Below are 21,315 nucleotides of genomic sequence, written 5' to 3' on the forward strand. Positions count from 1 at the left end.
CCTCCTTAACTCAAATCTACCGGACATCCAAACGCGCCTACTGGAATCCGCCCCATGCTGTCCCTCATCTGCCTCTGTACAAGCTCCATGGTCTCAATTCCAACTGTCTCTACAAACCCTCTGACGCTCAATCCTGCGCCAACCCGGAACACAGCAGCCGTATCTTCCAATACAATCTTCCCATCCCATGCCGGAGCCGCCGCCATGCCCTGCCCGCTGATGGAAGCAATGCATCCCCCGGTATCAATCTGTCCGCTGCCGCCCTCCAGCCGGAGGAATACCTGAAACGTGTTCGTAAAGTTCGGAATCAGTTCCTCAATAGGATAATACAAAGGCAGCACATGCTTCCCACTCCCCCAGGTTTCCGCCGGATAATGGGTCAGAATCTCTTCGTCATTGAACACATACCTTACACGCGCCACAGCCCTCCCATCCGCAGGAACCATGACCGGCAGTTCCGCCTCCACGCTGACATTTACCGTAGTCTCCGTCCCATCCTCAGCCACAGACGGTACCGGGATAACAACCGTTCCCTTTGCCGTCCCTGCCTGTACCGCTGCATCTGCCGACACATCCACCAACACAATCGCAAAAAACTGTACATGCGTCTCCTCTGCCGCCGCAAACTCAATGCTGATAATCTTCACATCCGTCTCATTCACTGTATAGGCTAATGCATTGGTAAACGTGTGAATCCCTATCTTCCCCGCTTCAATCTGGTTCAGTAGGCCGGAGAGGTTCTTGTCATTCTTCGATTTGGCCTGTGCCAGCCTGAGATTCTTCCCCACACATTTCAAAGAATGCTTCCCATTAATTTTAATCTGATATCCAGTCACACAGGCTAACTGCGTTTCATCCGCATGGCCGCCGGAGAACACCAGTACATCCCCCAAATCCAATGCCGGATTCCCGATGGTATCCGAATCAAACGGAACATAGCAGATGACGGATAAATCAGACAGCATATTTTCCAGCAGTGCTTTCCTCGTCTCCTCCAAACCAAACTGCAAAAGCGGATTTACGCCCAGGTTCATGGTCAGCCCGTCATCTGTTTCCAACGCATAATACTCTGCTGTCTGCGTCTTAGCATTCGTAGAACTGATTGCCGTATACCGGGTAATAAAATCCGAAAAGCTGCTGGAAAACCGCTGCCTGTCGGAAACCGTCATCACGGGCACATTCCTGTATTTCCTCAGTTCCAGCTTTCCCGTCCGATTAATACAGAAAAAACCTCCCAGCACCTGCCCCACATAATACAACACGTCCCGGTACGTCTCAATATCATTCTCCGTATACACTGACAGCAGTTCCGTACCGTTTGGCATCGCCTCAATCTCCGCCTGGGTATGGGCAAGCTCCACGTTACAGGCTTTACAGCACAAAACCAGGAAAGCATAAGCATTCCCCACAGTCTCAAAGCCATTGAAGCTTCTCTCAAACCGCAACATGTAATCATACGCCTTTATCTCCAGACAGTGTAGCGTCCGGTTCGCCTTACTCACCTCAAAAATCCCCATGGGGACTTCCTCAAAGCTCCCGTTCCCAAGCCGCAGATGATAGAACAGTTCAATCTTTGCATCCTCCAGCGTATATCGGTCAATCTCCGAAAAAAGGGTGCGCCCCATCTCCGCCGCATACACCGTACCAATCTCAATCTCTGTGCTGCCGCAGCACTGGCCTGTGATGTAGCCGGAGCCTTTCACGATATCTCCATTTCCAAACTCATGGACCACCCCGGCCTTCGTGGTAATTCTCCCTGTCCAGTAAAAATTGCGGGCGTTCTCCTGCACCGCAGTTAAAAATACTTCACTGACTGGATACATGAGCCAACCCTTTCCTTAAAACTCTTTCAAATTAAATGACACTTTCCACAGCCCTTTATAGGAAGTGTCTTTCACCAGCCCAGCCTTATAGCCTTCCATAAACATCTCCGCCCGCTTCACTTCCAGTGTCTCCGTATCAAAAAACTCCACAGCAATCTTCGGCTTCCTGCGGAACCCCGCCATGGCCTTCACCCACTTCGGGCTTAGCGAAAAGGAAACCGGAATTGTCACCACGCCGCTCCTGACCACATCCCCCTGTGTAGTCCCGGCCTCCGTCTCCCCACCGGAATCCGGCATTGGAAGCGCCACCCCGTCAAACGTCAGATACTGTATAAACGCCATGCCTATCTACCTCCTGACCTCAGGTTCTGCCTGTTCTGTGCATTCACCACCACCTCATCCAGTAACGTGCCGCCAAGGTACACCGGGATGCAGATCGTCCCCGTATTCGCCATTCCAAACCCGCTCACTGTCTCCCTGATTCCGTTCAATAACTGTGTGACGTTATTGGCAGAAATCACCTGCTGCTCCGCCATGCCGGAGGCCATCCCAATCTGCGGGCTGACCACCATATCCGAAACCACGCCCCGAATTGCCTTCTCAATCATACCCCGGCTACCCTCAATCCCCCTAGCAAGCCCGGACATAAAATCCGGCATCCAGGATTCATACTCTGTAAGCGGTCCCTCATCCGGCACGGAGAAATGGAGGAACGCCGCAATCTTATCCGCAATGCTCCTGACCGCATCCACCACATTCCCCACGGCATTCCGGATTCCGTTGGCAATCCCGTTCACAATATCCACACCCCAGTTCCATGCACTGGAAGCCAGCCCCTTAATATAACCCACCGCCTGCTCAAACCCATTCCTCACCGCATTGTAAACATTGCTCATGGCATTGCTGATTCCACTGACAATGTTATTAAAAATGTTCATGACTGCTGTCTTAATAGCATTCAGCACAGCCGTCACCGTATTTTTCACTGAATTCCACACAGTGGATATAATACTGCCCGCTGCATTCATCACCGCAGTTACCACATCCCGTATTCCATTCCACACAGAGGAAACGATGCTTTGGATGGTATTCAGTACCGTAGAAATCACCGTCTGGATGGCATTCCATGCTGTAGTCAGGAACGCCTGTACCGCCGTAACAACTGTAATCACCACCATTTTAATGGCATTCCAGACTGTGGTGAAAATCGTCTGTATAACAGTCAGCACCGTGGTAATAATCGTTTTGTAAATGTTAAAATATGTGGTGACGATTGTGGAAATCGCCGTCAGCACAGTCTGAAACAGAGTTTTAATGCCCTCCCATAACGTGGAGAAAAATGTGGCAATCCCGTTCCAAATGGTCTGTGCCACCGTGGATATCCCTGTCCAGAGTGTGGAAAAAAACTGTGAAATAGATGTCCACGCAGCGCTGGCCGTCTGCTTAATCCCCTCCCACAGCCCGGCAAAGAATTCCTTCACGGCATTCCAGATATTCATACAGGCGGCCTTGATCTCATCCCAGTGGGCAACCAGTAACTTCCCAACCGCAATCAACGCCACAATCACAGCGATAATCGCAAGTGTTGGCGCTCCTACGCTGGCGATGACCGGAATTAATGCGGATATGGCCGGGGCAATCACACCCACCAGGCTCATCACTGTACTGATGCCCGTTGCAATCTTCCCAATGATGATTAACACCGGTCCCACGGCAGCCACCACCATGGCGACGATAACAATCATCTTCTTCGTCCCCTCCGACAGCCCGGAAAACCAGGAAGTAAACGCCTGTATCTTATCCGCCAGTGCAATCAAAATCGGTGCCAGCACGCTCATAATGGCGGAACCAAATTCAATGGCAGTGTTTTTCAACTGGCTAAACGCCTTCTGTATCGTATAGGAATTGGTGTTCAGCTTCCCGAAAGCTGTCTCCGTTGCCCCTGTGGAATTCTGCATCTGCTCCAGAGTCCCATTGAAAGTTTCCGCACTTTCCCCCAGAAGAATCAGCCCAGCCTTCCCGGCCTCCGCACTCCCCCATAAATCACCAAAGGCCAGCCCCTGCTCCGCCGCGCTGTCGGAAATAACCTGCAGCACATCGGAAAGGCTGGCCCCGTCCTGCATCAGTTCCAGGAAGGATTTCCCCGTCTTTTCCTTCAAAGTGACCGACACCTTCGTGCCGGATTTTCCAAGCTCATTGAACATGGAATTCATATAGGTGGTGGATTCTGCAGTTGCCACACCGTTGGCAGTCATCAGGGCATATCCCGCCGCCACCTGTTCCAATGCCACCCCGTTTGCTTTTGCTGTGGGGATAACCTTACCCATCGAGGATGACAACTCCCCCACCGTGGTTTTGCCCAAGTTCTGTGTCTGGATCAGCACGTCAGACACCCGGCCTACCTCAGACGCTTCCAGGCCATAGGCATTCATAATCGTAGTCAGCACATCCAGCGCGCTTCCCGCATCTGCAAACCCGGCCCTTGCCAGCTTCGTGGAATTGGACACAAAATTCACCGCATCCCCGGTCTTCTGCCCGGCGGAGATGGCGTCATACACATTCCCCGCAATCTCCGAAGAACTGATGCCCGTCTGGTTCGACAAATCCAGGATGGCCTTTTCCAGTTCCGACAGCGGCACTTCCGTGGTATCCGCAATGGTATTAACCTTTGCCATGGCATCCTCAAAATCCATCGCCATCTTAGCGGATGCCCCGCCCGCCGCCGTAATCTCGGCAGTCACCGGGAGCAGTTTCTTACCTGCCGATGTGGCGGCATCCCCAAACTTCCCAACCTTCTCCGCCGCCTGCGAAAATCCGGACAGGGAGGTGTTGGTATCCTCCGCCTGTTTTTCCAGGTCTTTTAAATTCTGCTCCGTCTCAATAATCTCCCGCTGCAGGGCATCGTACTGGTCTTTGGTGATATCGCCGCGCTCAAACTGCTGCTGTACCTGCTGCTGGGCGGATTTGAGTGCCTCCAGCTTCTCCTTCGTTTTCCCAATGGCATCCGTCAAAAGTCTCTGCTTCTGCGCCAGAAGCTCCGAATTATGTGGATCCAGCTTCAGGAGCTTCTCCACATCCTTAAGCTGGGACTGGGTGTTGCGGATTTCTGAATTGACGCCCTTCAGCGCTGTGATCAGTCTGGTGGTATCGCCGCCGATTTCCACCGTGATACCCTGTATGCGGTTTGCCATGCGATGCCTCCTTCCTGTTTTTGGACAGAAAAAAAGAGCCGGTTAAGGCTCAAATATATGGAAAAGGCACCTGCCACATTAGCAGATGCCTATGTATAAATTCAGTTTTTATTAAAACTATGTTTAATAATCAATTGACTTTTACTTTATTTATAGAATATTTTATATTATTCTTCCCAAGTAAGATCACTTTTCTCAACCAAAATCACATCTTCCCCAACAGGAATTTCATGAAATTCTGTTGAACATTGAATATATTCAAACTTTGTTTGTAAACTACTTATCTCACTCCAAAATTCTAATAAATCAAACTCTTCTGCATAAATATGTTTCTTCAAAAAATACATTAGCATAAATTCAGAAATCATATGCTTATCCCCAATATGCATTTGATTCCTTTTATCCACAGCTAAATAAAATACTTCCGGCATAACATCACACGGAGTAAATCTGACATCATCTTTAAACAAGAAATTCAGATGGCTAATTTCACTTAAATATATTTTATGCTTACTAATCTGTTTAGTATAAATACTATTAAGTGTCTCAAATATTTTCCCATATCTTTTATCTATTTCATCTCCATAATGCTTATCAATCCACTTTGCTTCAATAACTAATACAGCATTTCTTTTTTTATCCCAAATTGCAAAATCCACTTCACAATCATTCAGTTTTCCATCCACATCTTTAAAATTATAAGGAACTGTTTTTGCAATAGCAACATTCCTTACAGATTCCATAAGTTTCTCTATTCTTCCCTCTGTAATAACTGATATAGTTTTTTGACGATTTAAAATACTGATATTTTTTGCATAGTGTCCATTTACTACTGTAAACTGCCAGTCATTTACCAAAATTAGTGAAGGAACAGTAATCAGTTTATTTTCTATTTCAAATAAAGGAAATTCCATAAGATTTACATTCCCTTTATTTATAAAATATTCTACGATGTCTCTTACCTTTCTTTCCCGGATATTGCTAATGGTTACTATATCATGTATGCACTTTTCTTTATCAAACTGCATGATACATTCGTCTGCATTTTCTATATAGTCTTCGTTTTCAAGAGTAACAATTCGTACACAAATTGAACGAATCATAGCATAATAATAAAAAAAGGCTATAACTAATGCAATTTGTCTGGGATTATCAAATACTTTGCTTCTAACCTTTGAATCCCATTTATTCAAATCCTTCTCAATAATATTTAAACAATCCCCGAACAAAGTCTTATCTATATTTTGTTCAAGTTCTTTTATCAATGTCTGCTGAATAACTATCTTATACCAAAATTTTAAATGCAATTCTTTCGTCTGTTCTAGTTCCATTCTATTCTTATCCTTATCATCTTCTCCATAAAAATAAAAATTCTCTTCTTGATATTTATCTGTAACTAAAGATGTTGTTAATTGGTATCTATGTTCTCCCATCTTAGTCAATCTGGCTTTAGAAACAGGATTTATATCATTTATTTCTCTTGAAAACCTGTAATTCTGAAAAAGTGGATATAGTGTCTTTTCATATTCTTTCATATATTTTTTCAAGCCAGGAATATTTAGTTTTTTTAGATGCAATTCTTTGTTATTTAAAATTGTCTTTGAATAAATGTATGACGTTATACAACGCTTAAATAAATTACTTGTTCTTTCTGGAGGTTCACTCATCGCCCCTAATTCTACCATTGCTAACGGATATAGCAAAAAATAATTAACATTATGGGTATCTAACCACTTCTTTATTTTAAATTCAATATTGCGGTCAATAATTTCATGCAATCCACCTAATAAAGCAAATTCATCCAATATTCTACCACCTTTTATTTTTTATTGCTGACCAAGCCAGCCGCCCCTATTTACCAGTATAGCAGGAAACAGCCGGCCAATCAATGAAAACAAAACCTGTAATCAGAACCTGTCGAAATCCTGCTGCGTGGCAAGCTGGGCATACTTACACTCGTCATTCCTGCTCTCCGCATACATATCATTTATCATCCCGATAGAAAGCAGTTCCAATTCATGAATAGAAATCCCAAGCTGCACACACCGCAGGAGGAACAGTGGCGTTGTCATCTCCCGCTCAGTCGGGCGGAGTTTTTTTTAGCCTCCACATCCGTCTGCACATTCAGTCCCCAAAGTTCAATCAACTTTGGCAGTACCTGATATATGGAGAACGTATTGAACCCATCCAGCCATTCCTCCGGCGTGTCCGGGATTGAACCATCTGCATGCTTTGCCATCACAAAAGCGATGTTCTCAAACATCTCCAAAGAAAACAAATCCAGACCGGACTCCCCTTCCTCAGAGCCTCCCACGCACTGCTCCAAAGCCCGCAGGTCCCTGTAAATATCCCTCTGGAATTTCAAGCGGTAAATCCTCGGTATGGCCGCCGAAGCCTTAAACAGCACCTCCTGCCCGTCAATCTCAACCTTCCTGGTTATGCTCATTTATCCGCCATCGCCTTTGCCATGGATTTCACTTCTGCAGCCTTGCCCGTCTCCTGGTTCATTGCAAAGCTGGCCGGGGCTGGTGTCTCCGTCTGCACCTCCCTGGATTCCTCATAGGTCTTAGATTCAATCTTCGGGCGGGAAGCAGAACAGTTATACAGCACATGCCGGATTTCCTTCACATCCCCGTCAAATTCAAACAGCAGGGCAAAGCTTCCCGTCTCCGCATTGCAGTTCTCCACCAGCACCTTATTGGTGTCCGCCTCTTCTTTCAGGATATCTGTCCGGAACGTCTCCGGAATCATCGCCAGCTCCAGATCCCCGTCATACCCCATATTGTTATTGATGACGTAATATTCCACCCCATCCGCATAAAAGGACTCAGGTTCCCCGTTGGGGTCCAGGCTTAAAGACACCGCGCCCGGCATCGCCACCGGGACTGCGAATGTGTCCGTCCCGTCCTCCCCTGCCGTCAACGGGACATAGTGGACATTGCAGATATTAAACTTCACTTTATTTCCCATTCCTCAAACCTCCATTTCATATAGAACCTCATACAGCCGTTCCGACTCAATCCATACTTCACTCCTGGCATAAAAGAAACCATGGCTTTCCAGCACGGTCTCTATCCGCTCCTCCAGTTCCACAGACTTATAATCCGTGTACAGTTCAATATGCAGCTTCCGCTTTTTAAAATAAGCAATCCCATCTGCTGCAAAATTCCGGGATTCCGGGTATAGAAACACCAGGAACGGCGGCTCTGGAGACTGTCCCTCCGCAAAATGTCCATAGGCACAGGGCAGTTCCATTTTCTCAATCATCTCTAGCACCTGCTCATGCATCAATGCGATAACCCCCGTTCCATCTTTTCCATCAACTCTTCCGCTCCCCGCTGTTCTGCCGGGGCGATATGGGGAACGGCCTGTACCCGTCCTCCACCCCGTTTCGCATGCCCATGTTCCAGGAGATGGGCAATCTGGTAACGGTCACGGTTGTGAATCACCATAGTCAGGGAATTGGCATCCTCCTGCACTTTCTTTGCCGCCCAGCTCTTCTTATATTTCCCAGTCCTCACCGGAGCATTGGCCTGAATGTCCTTTTCACGGACCGGCTCACCTCTGTCACGCTCCGCTTCATCACCTCATTGGACATTTGCAAATCTAACATCCTGATTGAAACATCCGGTAAGTCCCAACTGAACAAGCCGTATTTTAGCAGAAGCTGGCGATACTTGAAATTTCCTGGAAAGTGCCTCTGTGATGTCTGTTTCACTATGGTGGTTGTTCTCCTGCATATCTAATGCCACACTGACAAATGGCGTCTTTGGCATTAAAATAGCAGCACTGAAATACTTAGCCTGGTGCTCCAGCCAATCTGTATCTGTAATCAGCCTTCGTTTACCTGCCGTTCCTGATCCGCCCTCAATATCTATTTTCCGGCATTCGGTAATACCTGATCGCGGCTTTATCCCCTGACTTTGGTAATTTGTGTGCGTATAATAATCAGAGTGGAATATCCAATGCCCGCATTCGTGCCCTATGGTGGACCGGAGCCGGTACTCCTTCCTATCCTCCAATACGGTATTATCAATCATCATAGTTCCTCTATCCACATACAGATAATCAGCACATTTTTCCCGTGGCAGATACACAGGAACTCTTTCTGTATTTTGAAATATCATCCTGCCTAAAATCAGGCCGCAATGAGACAAATAAGTGTAATCTAACGCCAGATCGAGATAAATTTCTGCAAAGGCTTTTATATCCACTGGCTGCGGATTTTTCAACACAGTAGATTTGTAGTCTTTCAACAGTTCTTCCGCATGTTCATCAATTTCAGCATTACTCATAATAGGAATCCTGTTTCTGCTCTTTCTTAACCTTGGCTGGTACATAGACAGATCACCCCTTCCTTGCTCTTAACTCATCCAAAAGAACCTGCCATTCTTTTTCTCCCGCACCGGTTTCCATCGAAAGCCGCAGCGCTTCTACTACATAACTGTTGCACAGCATATAATCGGCACAGTCCTGTGGTGTCGCAATATCACTGGATGACCGTGATTCTGCCGCCATATCATAAAGTGTATGGACTTCATCATCATTTAATAAGAGAAAGCAGGCCAGCGACTTCAACCTTTCTGCAGTAAACGCACTGCTCCTCCCTTTCTCCACTTTGCTATAAAACTGTGGTGATACTTTTATGGCTTTTGCCGTCTCCCGAAGAGACTTCCCCCTGCCCTTCCGCAGCGTCTCCACATATTTTCCAAATTCCAATCGATGATTTGTATTCATGGCTGTTCTCCCTGTAAAATTTTATATGGTAAGTTTTTCCATAAAAACAAACATTTATTCGTCAACTTGTTCATTGACACATTTTTTTATAAAAGGGAACATTTCAGATAAACAGAATTAAAAAATCCCTGACCGCCTGCTTTTAAAGCAAACAGTCAAGGACTATCTTTTAAATAGAATTGTTATACATTCATCAGGATACAATACCGCATTTCAAAATATATTGATACATTTGCTCCTCTTCCAGATAGACGTCATCATACCTGCTCTTGACTTTTCCAACTTTGACATCCTCCATCAAATCATTGAGAAAACTTTTAAAATTCCGGTTATCATCCACCAGACGGTTTATCGTATCCCAATCAAGGGAATCTTTCTCTTTCGCTGAAAATAGTATCTCACTCTGCATAAAGTGTTCCGCATCCAGACGGATTACCCCAATCCCAAAGGCATTATTCAATCTCCGCAATTCATCCATCAGTTCCGGTTCCTCTGATATTTGAAGCGCAACCAGGTATCCTTCATGCGCCCAGCTTGAATTTGACACCGCCTGAAAGTAATATTCCCGCAAGTTTGACAGAGTCAGGCTGATTTTCATCTCAAATGAATACAGCTTATATGGGTTGACCTTCAACACATCGAAAAGCTTCAGTGTATTATCCGTATAAGAATCAAACGGAAAATGAACCCCCACAATATCAGGATGCAGCCATTTATTCTTACCACTTTTTTCCCTCTTGGAAACTTCATGATAAATCATCTTTGTCATACATTTAAAATGCTCGTCCGTGCAGACAAAGCTTGATAGTAAAATATGTAAATCCCTTTCTGTAAATTTACTCTTTTTCCTGCCTGCACCAGAATCCGGGATTCCTTTTTCTGGATTAATGTCTTTTCCTTTCAGATAAAATTTAGCTGGCCTTTTGCTAACCTGTATAAATGCCGAATCCATGTTGTTTTTGATATCCACATAGATTCTGGCTGACAGGGTCCTAATTGGTGTTTTGCCGGAAGAACCCAGCTTCTCATCAAGCCCCTGGTTACAGCCTGCTTCCCACATCTCTTCAACAGACAGCGGACTTTCCGAAGCTTTCAAAACTTCTTTTGCAAAATCAATAAATCCAAATGACATACCTACCTCTCCTTTGCCTTAATGTATGATTGAATATACCGGGGAACTCCCGAACGATATGTTTTCAGAACTGTGTATTCAGATAGGTTCAGTTTAAACGATGGGTTGATAAATTACAAGCAAAAATTTATCATTGTTTATTTTACTCAGCAACTATCGCTTTTATCGCACAACACTGGTTTTGCCAGACAGTATACACTTTTGCCAGATAGTAAGGGTTTTGCCGGATTATATCTTTTGCCCGACAAAACCCTCATTTTCAAACTCTCCGGCGTTATCCCCGTCCCCCATCTGCGAAAACTTATCCATCTCACCATCCGCAAAAACACAACTCCATTTTCCGTTAAAATCTCCACAACCCCGCATAGAATCAAGGTTTCCGCACCAGAAGCGTAACGGTTTCAACGTGTATCATCACTACAATCGGAACACATATTTTCAACCTCGTTACTTGCATTTGAACACAATTTGTCTGTTCTATGTCTGCCCCTTGCATTTTTTCTCTGTGGTTTAAATTTATCACCATCAACACTATTCTTCAAGCCTGTTTTATACACGAAGGTAAGTTGTGCAGGATCTTTGTTTCCCTCTTCATCTATTCCCCCTACAATTACCTTTTCTACAATACTCTCAAACACATAGCGGTCAAATTCTTCTAAAACTTCATTCTGCTCCAACGTTTTCTTAAACTCTTTCAAACGTCTCTTTATATTTTTTTCGTTCTCGGAAGTTTCCTGTAGCTTTTTCCTCTCTGAAAGCAATTCTTCCTGTCGACTCATTAACTCTGTATATTTGCTCTCATAGGTTTCCTTGTCAATCGTTTCGTCCAAACGCATATCTACAAGTTTCCCCTTTTTCTTTTCAATAGCTGCTATCTCTTTTTCCGTCTTTGCCAGTTGTTTGCTAATGGTACTGTCGCTTAAAGTATCATCTATCCGCTGTAAGAACTCTTCCAACACGTCCTTATTATCAGCACATAAAAGACGATAACTTTCCACAAATGCGTCCTCAATCGCTTTTTCTGATATTCCTTTACTGTCTTTACAGAACTTCTTTCCTTTTTTCGTAGCGGTTACACATTGCCAAATAACCTTGCTATACTGTGAACTACTGTGCCAATTACGCCTTGTCAGAGTACCACCACAAAATCCACATTCCAACATACAACTAAACGCATATTTTCTACTATATTTTTCCCTCTTCGTATTCCCATCACCGATTTTTCCACGATTGATATTTCTTCTTGCAAGAATTTCCTGTGCCTTTTCAAACACTTCTTCACTGATAATCGGCTCATGATGATCGTGAATATAAAACTTATCTTCTTCGCCAAAATTCTCTAATCTTCTTTTGGAAATAGGGTCTACGGTAAATGTCTTTCCAAGCAGTAAATCTCCTTTGTATTTTTCATTCTTGATAATTCCAATTACCGTAGACTGTGCCCATGTAGAACTGCCATACTTTGTTTTATATCCTAAGTTTTCCAACTCACGACCAATCACAGAACCGCCAGCACCTTCAATATAGCGATTAAATATATAACGAACAATTTCAGCTTCTTCCTCATTCACAGTAATTGTCTTTGTATCAGGGTGATAATCATAACCAAGACAACCTTGAAATCCGACCATTTCACCTCTCTGCATTTTCATTTTTAATCCCTTTTTTACATTAGCAGAGATATTTTCAACCTCCTGTTGCGCCACCGAACTAAGCACGACAAGGAGCAATTCACCGTCCATAGTCAGTGTATTGATTTTCTCATCTTCAAAATAAACCGCTATATTCTTTTCTTTCAGCATACGGACATACTTCAATGTATCCAATGTATTCCTTGCAAATCGGGAGATAGACTTCGTAATCACCATGTCAATATCGCCATTCATACAATCATTTATCATACGCTGAAAATCTTCACGCTTTGTTACCTGTGTTCCAGTAATTGCTTCATCAGCGTAAATATCTGCAAGCACCCATTCCTTTTTCTTCTTGATTAAATCCGTATAATAGGCAACCTGTGATTTATAACTGTTTAACTGGTCTGCGCTGTCCGTGCTCACTCTGCAATATGCAGCCACACGCATACGCTCAATAGTCTTGCCTCTTGCTCTTGTCGTCAAATCATTTCTTGCCTTGATTACTTCTACCTCTTTCATTTAGTCCGCTCCTTTTTGTATTCCTATTGTAGTGTTATTATATAACACTTGTATTTGCATTTCAAGTTGTTATATCAGAAACCACCTTATAATCTTTCATTAACCTTGCTTTGATTAGGGTATATTCCTTATCTGTAATCAGTTGTTTGTCAAGGAGCTGTTTTAACATGGCAAGCTGCAAACTATACCTCATTAAATCTTTTTCTATAAAATCCCACCTTCCATATCTAACGGAGTGGAAATGAGGTAACAAACACTCCGCAGAAAAATTATTTTATTTCAACTTCAAATTTCAAAATCGCCTTAGTAATAGCGGTTCTGATTCTTCCCTTTAATTCCATATCCACTACAAGCTGCATATTTCCATATTCGTCATAAAACGGACGTAGACAAGCCTTTGATATGTACGCATTATAGTGATTTAATATTTTTTCTATTGCTGTCTCATCACCATCTGACGCTGAACGGATCACAGAAAATGACGGACACTGTTTTACTTGTTTCATTTTTTCTGATTCCTCCTGTATCCGTCTCTGATAAAATCCAATGAACGCATTCTGTTTCTGTAAACAGTACAACGTGCAATCCCTAATACTTCGCTGATTTCTGTATCTGACATTTCAAGGAAATAAAACATCAACAAAATATTTCTCTGTTTCTCACTCAGCTTCATAATTGCTTCACCCAATCGTTCATCATGGACACGAACCTCTGAACCGAATACTTGAAATGCCATAAACTCCGTAGAATATTCGTCCGTGGTTCCCGTACAAGCGTATTCTATTTCCGGCACTTCACAGAATGGACGTTCATGTTTTGCACGTCTGCCTATTTCTCTGTTGTAATTCTTTACTGTACAATCAATAACTTTACGGATCAGGCAATCAAACTGTAAGCGGATTGCTTTTTCAAATGAAGAAGGCTGCATAATCTCACCTCCTTCCCGTGAAAATTGTTAAAGTGTGAAGATTCCTACCTCTTTTCGCTCTAACACTCACCTCGGAGATTCGATTTGTTGCACCACCTCTATACTTTTTCAAAAAATTATTTACACAACAAAAAAGCACAAAAACAATAACTAAAAATTGTTCCTGTGCTTTTCTGATTGTTCCTATTACATGATGTAAAAAACCACATGTAATGGCATATAACCCCACTGTATAAAAATAAATTTTTTTAACAGCAAATTTATCAACAATGTATCACCTAGATTTATCAAGACGATTTCCTCCTAAAACCGCCCCAAATAAATCCCATTTTTAATCGTGAGTAAAAAAATCGCGGTTTTTCAACCGTTACTCAAGAAATTTAGGCACACAAAAAAATGCTGTCTGCAACGGTTTTTTTATTAACCGCTGAGCAACAGCATTTTTACACTATCTATTCAACCAATCTATCAATTCCTTTCTTATCTCTTCTAACAGAGTTTCTCCTTCTGTTTTTCTTTGTATACCCCCAGACAATGTACAATTTAATGTACACACATTTTTAAATGTACTGACTGATAGTTGAAAATCAGACGCTTTTCTATATGTTCCAGTAGTATAACAACTTTTAATGTTACAATCCGCAAAATATAATCTGTTGGAATCTATCTTCCCCATATTTGTATATGATATTGGATTCAAATGATAATTTCCCCTAATAAGCCACACTAAATTTCGTGTCGGAATCTTGCGATACAACATCTGAAGTATCTTAATTCCATGAAAACACTGTAAAGCTTCCCTCTGCCGCCTTACTTCCTTATGTATCTGTAATAAGGTAGTCTCAAAAGAATCTTCATCTGCAACAAATACTGGTATTGATCGATATAGCCCCGTCATATTTCCTATCGTCAATCTATTTTTTTCAAAACATACTCTTCTCAAGTCCACAGTGCAAGGAATACTGACATTGGTTTCTCTCAACCGTTGTGCTATAATTCTGGAATATGCTGTCATCAAAACATCATTTATACTTACATTTAATGATTCTGCTTTCACACAAATCCGCTTAAAATCCATTTCGTTTACACAACAACATAAACAATAGTATTTATTTTCTCCATGATAGCGGCATATCACCTTTTCATGGATTGGATCATGATTCTTACTAATACAAAATGGTATCTTTTTTATAACCATGTCCATATTGCGAATATTTTTTAACCCACCCGGTAATGTTATTCCATTATATATTGACGCCAGTAGATATAAATACTGTAAAAAGCCTACTCCATCTGTTAATACATGACTCATACCGATTGTCAGATTCCATATATTGTTATCCTGCATCATAAAGATTTTTAATTGAGTATCCGTTGACAGATCCCAAACGGAAATGAATCCCTCTTCATCATTTCCTGTGAAAAACACGTCATTCACAGTATGTTGTACGTTAATAAATCTGCACTGCTTAAAATCTACACTATATAATATTTCTGGAATATACTGTGCTGATTTTTCTATTGAATCCTTAAATCTCTTTAAATTAAAATCTCCTTGAATTACCAACTTACAATACATCACTGGATAAATTCTGTCCACATGTGCCAGTTCTATCAAATCCATATATCCACATGATATATAGTCAGATGTTCTTTTCACTCTCATTTATCCCACTTTCCAAATCCATATTATCTAATGCAATCCTTCGGACAAATTCCAGTTTTCTCCCATAATCCAACTCAATAAAATCAGAAGGTATCACCTGTGCTGCCCGCTTGTTAAAATAGTTCAAACCTGCCAGCTTTAGCATTGTATATACAAACTGCGAGCAAAACATAATATTAGGTTTTCTTGACCTTTTAAAAATCAGCCCCAATAAATTATAAGCACTTCCCTCATCATTGATCTTCTCAACCTTCTGTATCATGATTCTTTTCTGCTTCTCTGTTGCAGGTAAACGATATACCAATATAGCCGAACCATTTCTCGCCGCCAAGTTTTCAACCAATTCTGCATTAAGTCCCGGCGGTGTTGCACGCTTACCACCGTTGTAACTAATAATAGTCTTTAACTGTTTATCAAAAGACAAAGATACATGATTATATTCTTTATCTGTAAATAAACCAATCACATTACTGGAAGGACTTCTGCTTTTTGTAACAACAATATATACATATCCCTCATTTACTGTTTCATAAGCAGATTGAAAATAACTCTCTGTCAAAGTTCCATTGTTCACATAACGAAACGAGCTGTGTCTCGGCAGATGATACAGAATTTCAGTTAATTCTATTTGTGATAACACATATCCCGCATTTTTTACTTTTCCATCTTCCTAAGAATTTCATTTTTATTACAGATAAATTCCTCATAGGTAATTACATTTAATTCCTCCGAAGAAGGAAACTTATATCTTTTTGTAGTCTGATGAAAGAAATTTACTCTTACGATAAATGGAACTGCAACGATACACACTCCCAAAATTCTGCATAAATCATAAGGAATATCGTAAACCATTGACCTTATTACCAGAGTGTTAAATACAATCTGTGCCGCCATTATCAGTGCATATAGAATCACCTGCACTATTTTTGATAATATCGTGGATGGAGTAAAAACCGCATAAAATGCAATAAATACAAAACAGAAAATGTACATTAAATTATATACCGTATAATTTTTACACATGTATAGAGTCACTCCACCTAATAAAATCATAATAACTGTCATCAGAAAAGTTACTAATTTCTTCATCGGCTCACCTCTATATTACCGTTTTTGGTCTCAACCTTAATGGTCACAGTGGGACTGCTACCAATTGTTCCACTTGTTAAATCACCATTTACCGAAATATCGCCGCCAAAATCTGTATCTATCTTTCCATTTTTTGTAATCGCTTCAAATTCAAACTCTAAATCCTGTGGAATCCTAATCTGCACATTGTCATTTTTATTAAAGAAAGTCAAATCGCCCCTGACTTCATCATAAATCACGGATAGTGTTCCAGAATTATTTGATTTGTAAGTGCCGGAGCCACTAGCTGACAGAAATTCAGCATTTCCACTGGTTGAAGTATAAGTGACTTTTCCGTCTATTTTTTCGCAGGTAACATTTCCCTGTGTAGTCTCTATCTTAATCTGATCTCCAATAATCTCTCCCAGTTCAAGCGTTCCACTGGTAGAAGAAAGATAAATCTCTTCTGCCGCACCTTTATTTATTTTTAATGTTCCACAAGTAGTATCTATACGAATAGATTCCATATTTAACTCTATGCCTGACATATCAATGTTTCCGTCTGTTGTAGTAACTTTTATATTTGCGGAATAGGCAGACGGTAAATAGACTTCCACATATCTTATAAAATCCTTTTTAAAAAATGGTTTTCCCCCTTCGTTAATTTGAATACTGTTTTTCTTTTGACTGACCTTTGCATGATAACTTTCTTTATCTTTACTCATATATTCTTTGATTACAAGATTATCATTTTCATTTTGAAAAAAACTGATATTTTCATCATCATAAGAAATCGTTAAATCGGAAATGTTTTCTAATGAAAAACTCATCTCATTTACCAACTTTGTAGAACTTCCTTTTCCACAAGCGGAAATTGAAAATATCATGATAATAAACAGTATAAATATCAGTATAATTTTTCTTTTCATAAATATCATTTTCTCCTTTTGCTTTTATAAATGAATCATTCATTCATAATCAGATTAAAAATTAGAGGGCATTTCGCCCTTCTAACTACAACTTATAAGCTAATACAATATTATCCATACAAACTGCTTTCGCCGCTTTTTCTGAAATATCACTTGTTTCAAATGATGTATAGTGGATATCCATCGCCCACCAGCTTAACGTCTCTACAATAAGAATTGTTGTCAATTCCACATCATCAATCTTACGGATACTCTCTCTTTCTATAAAAGCCTTTAGATATTCTTTCATAGTGGAGAGAAATCTTTTCCTGTAGGCTTTATAATGCTTTGCCAAAAACGGGAAATCATACTGATTCTTTTCAATAAACAGACAACCTACCGCATATTGTGACATAAGATCAAATGCGTCTGAAATCAAAGTTTCAAAAGTATATTCCCCAAGCCCTTTTAATAAAGGTTTCTCAAATCTCTCGGCGGAATCTTCCAAAACCTTCACAACTTCCTGTTCCAACCCCACAAAATTTTCATCACTAATTGGCCTTTCAAGCATTTTACAAGCAAACTCTGGTTGTATCGTACATTTCAAAATATAATGCATAATCTCTTTTTTGCCAATGAAATCATGATAAATTGTGCCAACCGAAACACCTACTGCCTTTGCGATATGGCTAATCTGTGTCTTTGAGTATCCTTGTCTTAAAAACAAAGAAGTTGCAGCTTCAGCAATTGACTCAATTCTCTGTGTCAAAATTACACCCCCAAAAAATGAATGAATTGTTCATTTCTAATATACGCTCATTAGACTGAGATGTCAATATGATATCTGATTCGCTTTATGTGACATTTTTCAATTTTGTCACATGTGGTTTTCACTGTGCAAAATCGCTTCAAAGCCTTATGAAATCAGTGTTTCGTGATTATTGATTTCTGTTTCCTATTGTATTTGTACCCCACTGTTAGATAACTGGGGTTACAAGTTGGATTGGCTTACGCCAATCCAACACAGGCTAGTCCGTACCAGCAGCTTTCGCTTCGCACGCCGCTGGATGGACTGCCTATTAATAGTACTCTAACATTCATAAATAAATTTTACTAATTAGTCCTCCTTAATAAATATCATAACACCATCCATCGCATATGCATTAAATGAAATTTTCGAGTAATTCTGTTTAAACGTTGCAATATACAAATGATAGTCCATTTCTGTACAAGATTTTACTTCAAAGGTTCTATAAAATTGGTTCGTTTCTAAGCCATTTTTTAATGTAGCACATCCTAAGATTGCATTTTCTTCACTACCTCTTTTACGAATAAATATTTTATCAAATCTAAAATCAAAACTATAAATTTCATCATTTGGTTTTATAATCAAAGGAAAAACTTTTATTTCTTGAGGTAATTCCGATAAATCATTATCTACGTCAATAAAAAATGTCATATAATTCAAAAAGTTTTTACCTTCTTTTTCAGTAAATACCTGTTTATAATGTATTTCCTGTATACGTTGACTATTTGAAAAACAATTAGGTATTTGTAATAATACTTCATTAAGAATTGTATCTATTGTGTGTATTACGTAATCGTGTAATTCTTTTATTTTATCTAACGCATTTTCCTCCGGATAAAATTCCCCACCATAACAAAAACTATTTATCTTAAATGAATCTATAGTGCCAATCAAAATACTATTTTTTACTGTAATCAGTATTGTTTTTATATGCTTCATAAAATTATCAAACGCTATAAGATACTGATATTTTGCGTCATTTTTATTATTATCCATCAACTGCAATAATGTAGCAAATTCTGGTTTACTCGACAATTTAGAAAGTAACTTCTTCAATAATCCTTTATCTTCTACAGAAATAGCTTCATCCCCTAGCAGTGCCGCATTAACTATTTGGAATAGAACGTCCATGCTTATTCGCCCATAATGAAAAAATTCCATTGACGTTTTTCTTAAAAAAACGGTATCGTCTAATATATATCCACCAATATTCAAATTAGTTTTTTCAAGATCACTAGTTTTACACGATGCTTTTCCTGTAGAACAAGCCTCTTGCAACAAATCTTGCTCAACCACTTTCAATGTATTAACACGATGTTCATGAACTTTTACCAGCATATCATATGATACACTCATATATCCTAATGTTTCTTTCAAACTCTCCACATATTGCCATGCATCATAAACTTTATTTTCAGCTAATTTCTTTTTAAATTCTTTTAAGTCAACCGCCATCTATTACATCTCCTTATATCCAATATTCACATATTGCTAAAACAAAGTATTCTATCCTCTTGTATCTCCCCACTCTATATCAACCACCACCGACACATTGATATAATCCTTAATCTCTTTATTCCTCATTTTCTCCCCCTCGTCTGTAAACACAATATGCTTATGAAAGTGCCTAAAATTAAGGATTTCTACATAGTTCGCCTTTGTAGCAACACACAAGTCTCCACATGCACCGTTTGTCTGCGCATAACTGACTTTCATTCTTATACGTTATTAATTGTTTTTAATTATACAGTAAAAACGACGTGTTTGAAAGAAATAATGCTAAATGTTATTGTTACGTTTTACTTATTGTAACTATGCATTTTTTGCTCAATGTTGACACGTCGTAGACACTGTCAACACGCCAGAGTAATTACCATTATTTACCAGATTCTTTCTTACCCCTCTCGTGATACAATTTTATCAGGGGTGAGCTCAAGTTGAAATTATTTAAAAAGAGACGTAAATCACTGGTTGATGAAATGGAAAAGGCATTTATGGAAGAAGCTGCGGAGATCGAAAAAGAAGTCGAAAATATTGACTCGCCAGAGGATCCAGAGGCCAAAGAGCGGATGCGCCGGAAAATCCTTGAAGAGGCTATGAGAACTGAATTAAGAAAAAAGTGATCATTATTGACACTGTATCCAATACCAAATATACTTTCTATAGAACCATATTTGGTTACGTGTAACGGCAATTAGAGCCTATTGACGCGTAACCATTTGTTGGTTCTGTTTTTTTTGTGCAAATAAAATTGCCCCGGGTGGGAAATCTGAGAGCACATAGCGCAGCAATTTTATCTCCCAATATTACATATCTCTTTTTACGTCCACTCTTGTCTATTCCTCTCCATTTTTAGTCGAGTCAGTGTAAAATTATTGTTAACATATGCACTAAGAGAGGAGAACTTTATGACTTTAAGAGATGTTATTACACTGATTCAGTCCATATCCGGACACCCATGCCATAGAAGCTATTATTGTCTGGCTTTGGCGGTTTACTACAGCTGTCAACTGTCTTTTTTCATGGGACTCAATCTGGAACGACAGGTATATCCGTTAATCTCTCAGGAAATCGGGCTACCGATAAAATCAATTGCTCGAAGCATCTCAAGAGCAACTATTGATTGCTGGGAGTATGGAGATCATAAGAGATTAGAACAGATTATAAAACGAAAATTGATTGAACCGCCGTCGCCCAAAGAACTGATCCTTTATCTCTGTACATATCTTACTGATTTTCCGGCATATTAACTGCTGGTTAATTTTTTTCTTCCGTTTGTCGAATCTTGTCGAGTGATTAGTACTGCCCGTCAGGTGGGAGCGGTTTTCTGTTGATTTCGCGAGCATGAAGATTTTCCCCCGGCATAGCGCAGCCGGGGGTTTTTACAAGATATAGCGT

At 40.5% G+C, this 21,315-nt stretch carries 23 protein-coding genes and 1 pseudogene; 2 read left to right on the forward strand and 22 right to left on the reverse strand.

From position 1 onward, the window contains the following. Positions 1 to 5: 5 nt before the first annotated feature. From MCG98_RS16315 to MCG98_RS16420, 22 genes and pseudogenes are all read right to left on the reverse strand, one after another. Entirely contained in the window at positions 6 to 1,823 is a 1,818-nt protein-coding gene (locus tag MCG98_RS16315; RefSeq protein WP_240302937.1) for a hypothetical protein, read from the reverse strand. Between the two features lie 15 nt (positions 1,824 to 1,838). Further along, positions 1,839 to 2,165 carry a hypothetical protein gene (locus MCG98_RS16320; RefSeq protein WP_240302938.1) on the reverse strand — a complete coding sequence of 109 codons (327 nt, stop codon included), beginning with the start codon at positions 2,163 to 2,165 and terminating at the stop codon, positions 1,839 to 1,841. 2 nt (positions 2,166 to 2,167) lie between these two features. Beyond that, positions 2,168 to 5,014, reverse strand: a complete 2,847-nt coding sequence (locus MCG98_RS16325) for a phage tail tape measure protein (RefSeq protein WP_240302939.1) — start codon at positions 5,012 to 5,014, stop codon at positions 2,168 to 2,170. A 167-nt stretch (positions 5,015 to 5,181) separates the two neighbouring features. Next, positions 5,182 to 6,819, reverse strand: coding sequence for a hypothetical protein (locus MCG98_RS16330; RefSeq protein WP_240302940.1), 1,638 nt, complete (start codon positions 6,817 to 6,819; stop codon positions 5,182 to 5,184). Positions 6,820 to 6,921: 102 nt separating this feature from the next. Next, the gene (locus MCG98_RS16335) at positions 6,922 to 7,086 is read right to left on the reverse strand and encodes a hypothetical protein (protein WP_018594135.1); all 165 of its coding nucleotides are present in this window, start codon (positions 7,084 to 7,086) and stop codon (positions 6,922 to 6,924) included. Further along, the gene (locus tag MCG98_RS16340; RefSeq protein WP_018594136.1) at positions 7,083 to 7,460 is read right to left on the reverse strand and encodes a hypothetical protein; all 378 of its coding nucleotides are present in this window, start codon (positions 7,458 to 7,460) and stop codon (positions 7,083 to 7,085) included. Before MCG98_RS16340 ends, MCG98_RS16335 begins: the two co-directional genes overlap by 4 nt. Continuing rightward, positions 7,457 to 7,984 carry a major tail protein gene (locus tag MCG98_RS16345; RefSeq protein WP_240302941.1) on the reverse strand — a complete coding sequence of 176 codons (528 nt, stop codon included), beginning with the start codon at positions 7,982 to 7,984 and terminating at the stop codon, positions 7,457 to 7,459. The genes MCG98_RS16340 and MCG98_RS16345 overlap by 4 nt, the downstream gene beginning before the upstream one ends. Positions 7,985 to 7,987: 3 nt before the next feature. Continuing rightward, on the reverse strand, positions 7,988 to 8,305 hold the full coding sequence (locus tag MCG98_RS16350; RefSeq protein WP_240302942.1) for a hypothetical protein: 318 nt from the start codon (positions 8,303 to 8,305) through the stop codon (positions 7,988 to 7,990). Continuing rightward, positions 8,302 to 8,562: pseudogene (locus MCG98_RS16355) on the reverse strand (HK97 gp10 family phage protein); the annotation flags it as partial. The pseudogene MCG98_RS16355 and the gene MCG98_RS16350, both read right to left, overlap by 4 nt. Positions 8,563 to 8,601: 39 nt before the next feature. Next, entirely contained in the window at positions 8,602 to 9,309 is a 708-nt protein-coding gene (locus MCG98_RS16360) for an ImmA/IrrE family metallo-endopeptidase (protein WP_240302944.1), read from the reverse strand. A gap of 52 nt (positions 9,310 to 9,361) precedes the next feature. After that, positions 9,362 to 9,751, reverse strand: a complete 390-nt coding sequence (locus MCG98_RS16365; protein WP_240302945.1) for a helix-turn-helix transcriptional regulator — start codon at positions 9,749 to 9,751, stop codon at positions 9,362 to 9,364. 193 nt (positions 9,752 to 9,944) lie between these two features. Next, positions 9,945 to 10,883, reverse strand: coding sequence for an HTH domain-containing protein (locus MCG98_RS16370; RefSeq protein ID WP_240302946.1), 939 nt, complete (start codon positions 10,881 to 10,883; stop codon positions 9,945 to 9,947). Positions 10,884 to 11,284: 401 nt separating this feature from the next. Further along, positions 11,285 to 13,039 (reverse strand): recombinase family protein, encoded by a 1,755-nt coding sequence (locus MCG98_RS16375; protein WP_240302947.1) that lies wholly within the window; start codon positions 13,037 to 13,039, stop codon positions 11,285 to 11,287. A gap of 61 nt (positions 13,040 to 13,100) precedes the next feature. Then, the gene (locus tag MCG98_RS16380) at positions 13,101 to 13,232 is read right to left on the reverse strand and encodes an SHOCT domain-containing protein (protein ID WP_240302948.1); all 132 of its coding nucleotides are present in this window, start codon (positions 13,230 to 13,232) and stop codon (positions 13,101 to 13,103) included. Between the two features lie 76 nt (positions 13,233 to 13,308). Further along, complete coding sequence (locus MCG98_RS16385; RefSeq protein WP_240302949.1) at positions 13,309 to 13,545, reverse strand: helix-turn-helix domain-containing protein; 237 nt, start codon at positions 13,543 to 13,545, stop codon at positions 13,309 to 13,311. Then, a complete protein-coding gene (locus tag MCG98_RS16390; protein WP_240302950.1) occupies positions 13,542 to 13,967 on the reverse strand; it encodes a sigma-70 family RNA polymerase sigma factor in 426 nt (141 codons plus the stop codon). Before MCG98_RS16390 ends, MCG98_RS16385 begins: the two co-directional genes overlap by 4 nt. A 448-nt stretch (positions 13,968 to 14,415) precedes the next feature. Then, positions 14,416 to 15,633, reverse strand: a complete 1,218-nt coding sequence (locus tag MCG98_RS16395; protein ID WP_240302951.1) for a hypothetical protein — start codon at positions 15,631 to 15,633, stop codon at positions 14,416 to 14,418. Next, positions 15,611 to 16,273, reverse strand: a complete 663-nt coding sequence (locus tag MCG98_RS16400) for a hypothetical protein (protein ID WP_240302952.1) — start codon at positions 16,271 to 16,273, stop codon at positions 15,611 to 15,613. Before MCG98_RS16400 ends, MCG98_RS16395 begins: the two co-directional genes overlap by 23 nt. A 14-nt stretch (positions 16,274 to 16,287) precedes the next feature. Then, entirely contained in the window at positions 16,288 to 16,722 is a 435-nt protein-coding gene (locus MCG98_RS16405; RefSeq protein ID WP_240302953.1) for a hypothetical protein, read from the reverse strand. Next, entirely contained in the window at positions 16,719 to 17,630 is a 912-nt protein-coding gene (locus MCG98_RS16410) for a DUF4097 family beta strand repeat-containing protein (protein ID WP_240302954.1), read from the reverse strand. Before MCG98_RS16410 ends, MCG98_RS16405 begins: the two co-directional genes overlap by 4 nt. An 85-nt stretch (positions 17,631 to 17,715) precedes the next feature. Further along, complete coding sequence (locus tag MCG98_RS16415) at positions 17,716 to 18,378, reverse strand: helix-turn-helix domain-containing protein (RefSeq protein WP_240302955.1); 663 nt, start codon at positions 18,376 to 18,378, stop codon at positions 17,716 to 17,718. A gap of 348 nt (positions 18,379 to 18,726) precedes the next feature. Continuing rightward, a complete protein-coding gene (locus MCG98_RS16420) occupies positions 18,727 to 19,872 on the reverse strand; it encodes a hypothetical protein (RefSeq protein ID WP_240286207.1) in 1,146 nt (381 codons plus the stop codon). 482 nt (positions 19,873 to 20,354) lie between these two features. Here MCG98_RS16420 and MCG98_RS16425 point away from each other — a divergent pair, with 482 nt between their 5' ends. Beyond that, entirely contained in the window at positions 20,355 to 20,540 is a 186-nt protein-coding gene (locus MCG98_RS16425; protein ID WP_240286206.1) for a hypothetical protein, read from the forward strand. A gap of 285 nt (positions 20,541 to 20,825) precedes the next feature. Next, entirely contained in the window at positions 20,826 to 21,167 is a 342-nt protein-coding gene (locus MCG98_RS16430) for a sporulation initiation factor Spo0A C-terminal domain-containing protein (RefSeq protein ID WP_240302956.1), read from the forward strand. The last annotated feature ends 148 nt before the right edge of the window (positions 21,168 to 21,315 follow it).

It is taken from the genome of Ruminococcus sp. OA3 (assembly GCF_022440845.1).
GTDB lineage: Bacteria > Bacillota > Clostridia > Lachnospirales > Lachnospiraceae > Ruminococcus_G.

Excerpts from the sequence above, each read along its gene's own strand:
- MCG98_RS16315 (WP_240302937.1), bottom strand. The coding sequence starts at position 1,823 with ATGTATCCAGTCAGTGAAGTATTTTTAACTGCGGTGCAGGAGAACGCC.
- MCG98_RS16320 (WP_240302938.1), bottom strand. The coding sequence starts at position 2,165 with ATGGCGTTTATACAGTATCTGACGTTTGACGGGGTGGCGCTTCCAATG.
- MCG98_RS16325 (WP_240302939.1), bottom strand. The coding sequence starts at position 5,014 with ATGGCAAACCGCATACAGGGTATCACGGTGGAAATCGGCGGCGATACC.
- MCG98_RS16335 (WP_018594135.1), bottom strand. The coding sequence starts at position 7,086 with ATGACAACGCCACTGTTCCTCCTGCGGTGTGTGCAGCTTGGGATTTCT.
- MCG98_RS16340 (WP_018594136.1), bottom strand. The coding sequence starts at position 7,460 with ATGAGCATAACCAGGAAGGTTGAGATTGACGGGCAGGAGGTGCTGTTT.
- MCG98_RS16345 (WP_240302941.1), bottom strand. The coding sequence starts at position 7,984 with ATGGGAAATAAAGTGAAGTTTAATATCTGCAATGTCCACTATGTCCCG.
- MCG98_RS16360 (WP_240302944.1), bottom strand. The coding sequence starts at position 9,309 with ATGAGTAATGCTGAAATTGATGAACATGCGGAAGAACTGTTGAAAGAC.
- MCG98_RS16365 (WP_240302945.1), bottom strand. The coding sequence starts at position 9,751 with ATGAATACAAATCATCGATTGGAATTTGGAAAATATGTGGAGACGCTG.
- MCG98_RS16370 (WP_240302946.1), bottom strand. The coding sequence starts at position 10,883 with ATGTCATTTGGATTTATTGATTTTGCAAAAGAAGTTTTGAAAGCTTCG.
- MCG98_RS16375 (WP_240302947.1), bottom strand. The coding sequence starts at position 13,039 with ATGAAAGAGGTAGAAGTAATCAAGGCAAGAAATGATTTGACGACAAGA.
- MCG98_RS16380 (WP_240302948.1), bottom strand. The coding sequence starts at position 13,232 with ATGAGGTATAGTTTGCAGCTTGCCATGTTAAAACAGCTCCTTGACAAA.
- MCG98_RS16385 (WP_240302949.1), bottom strand. The coding sequence starts at position 13,545 with ATGAAACAAGTAAAACAGTGTCCGTCATTTTCTGTGATCCGTTCAGCG.
- MCG98_RS16390 (WP_240302950.1), bottom strand. The coding sequence starts at position 13,967 with ATGCAGCCTTCTTCATTTGAAAAAGCAATCCGCTTACAGTTTGATTGC.
- MCG98_RS16395 (WP_240302951.1), bottom strand. The coding sequence starts at position 15,633 with ATGAGAGTGAAAAGAACATCTGACTATATATCATGTGGATATATGGAT.
- MCG98_RS16405 (WP_240302953.1), bottom strand. The coding sequence starts at position 16,722 with ATGAAGAAATTAGTAACTTTTCTGATGACAGTTATTATGATTTTATTA.
- MCG98_RS16410 (WP_240302954.1), bottom strand. The coding sequence starts at position 17,630 with ATGAAAAGAAAAATTATACTGATATTTATACTGTTTATTATCATGATA.
- MCG98_RS16420 (WP_240286207.1), bottom strand. The coding sequence starts at position 19,872 with ATGGCGGTTGACTTAAAAGAATTTAAAAAGAAATTAGCTGAAAATAAA.
- MCG98_RS16430 (WP_240302956.1), top strand. The coding sequence starts at position 20,826 with ATGACTTTAAGAGATGTTATTACACTGATTCAGTCCATATCCGGACAC.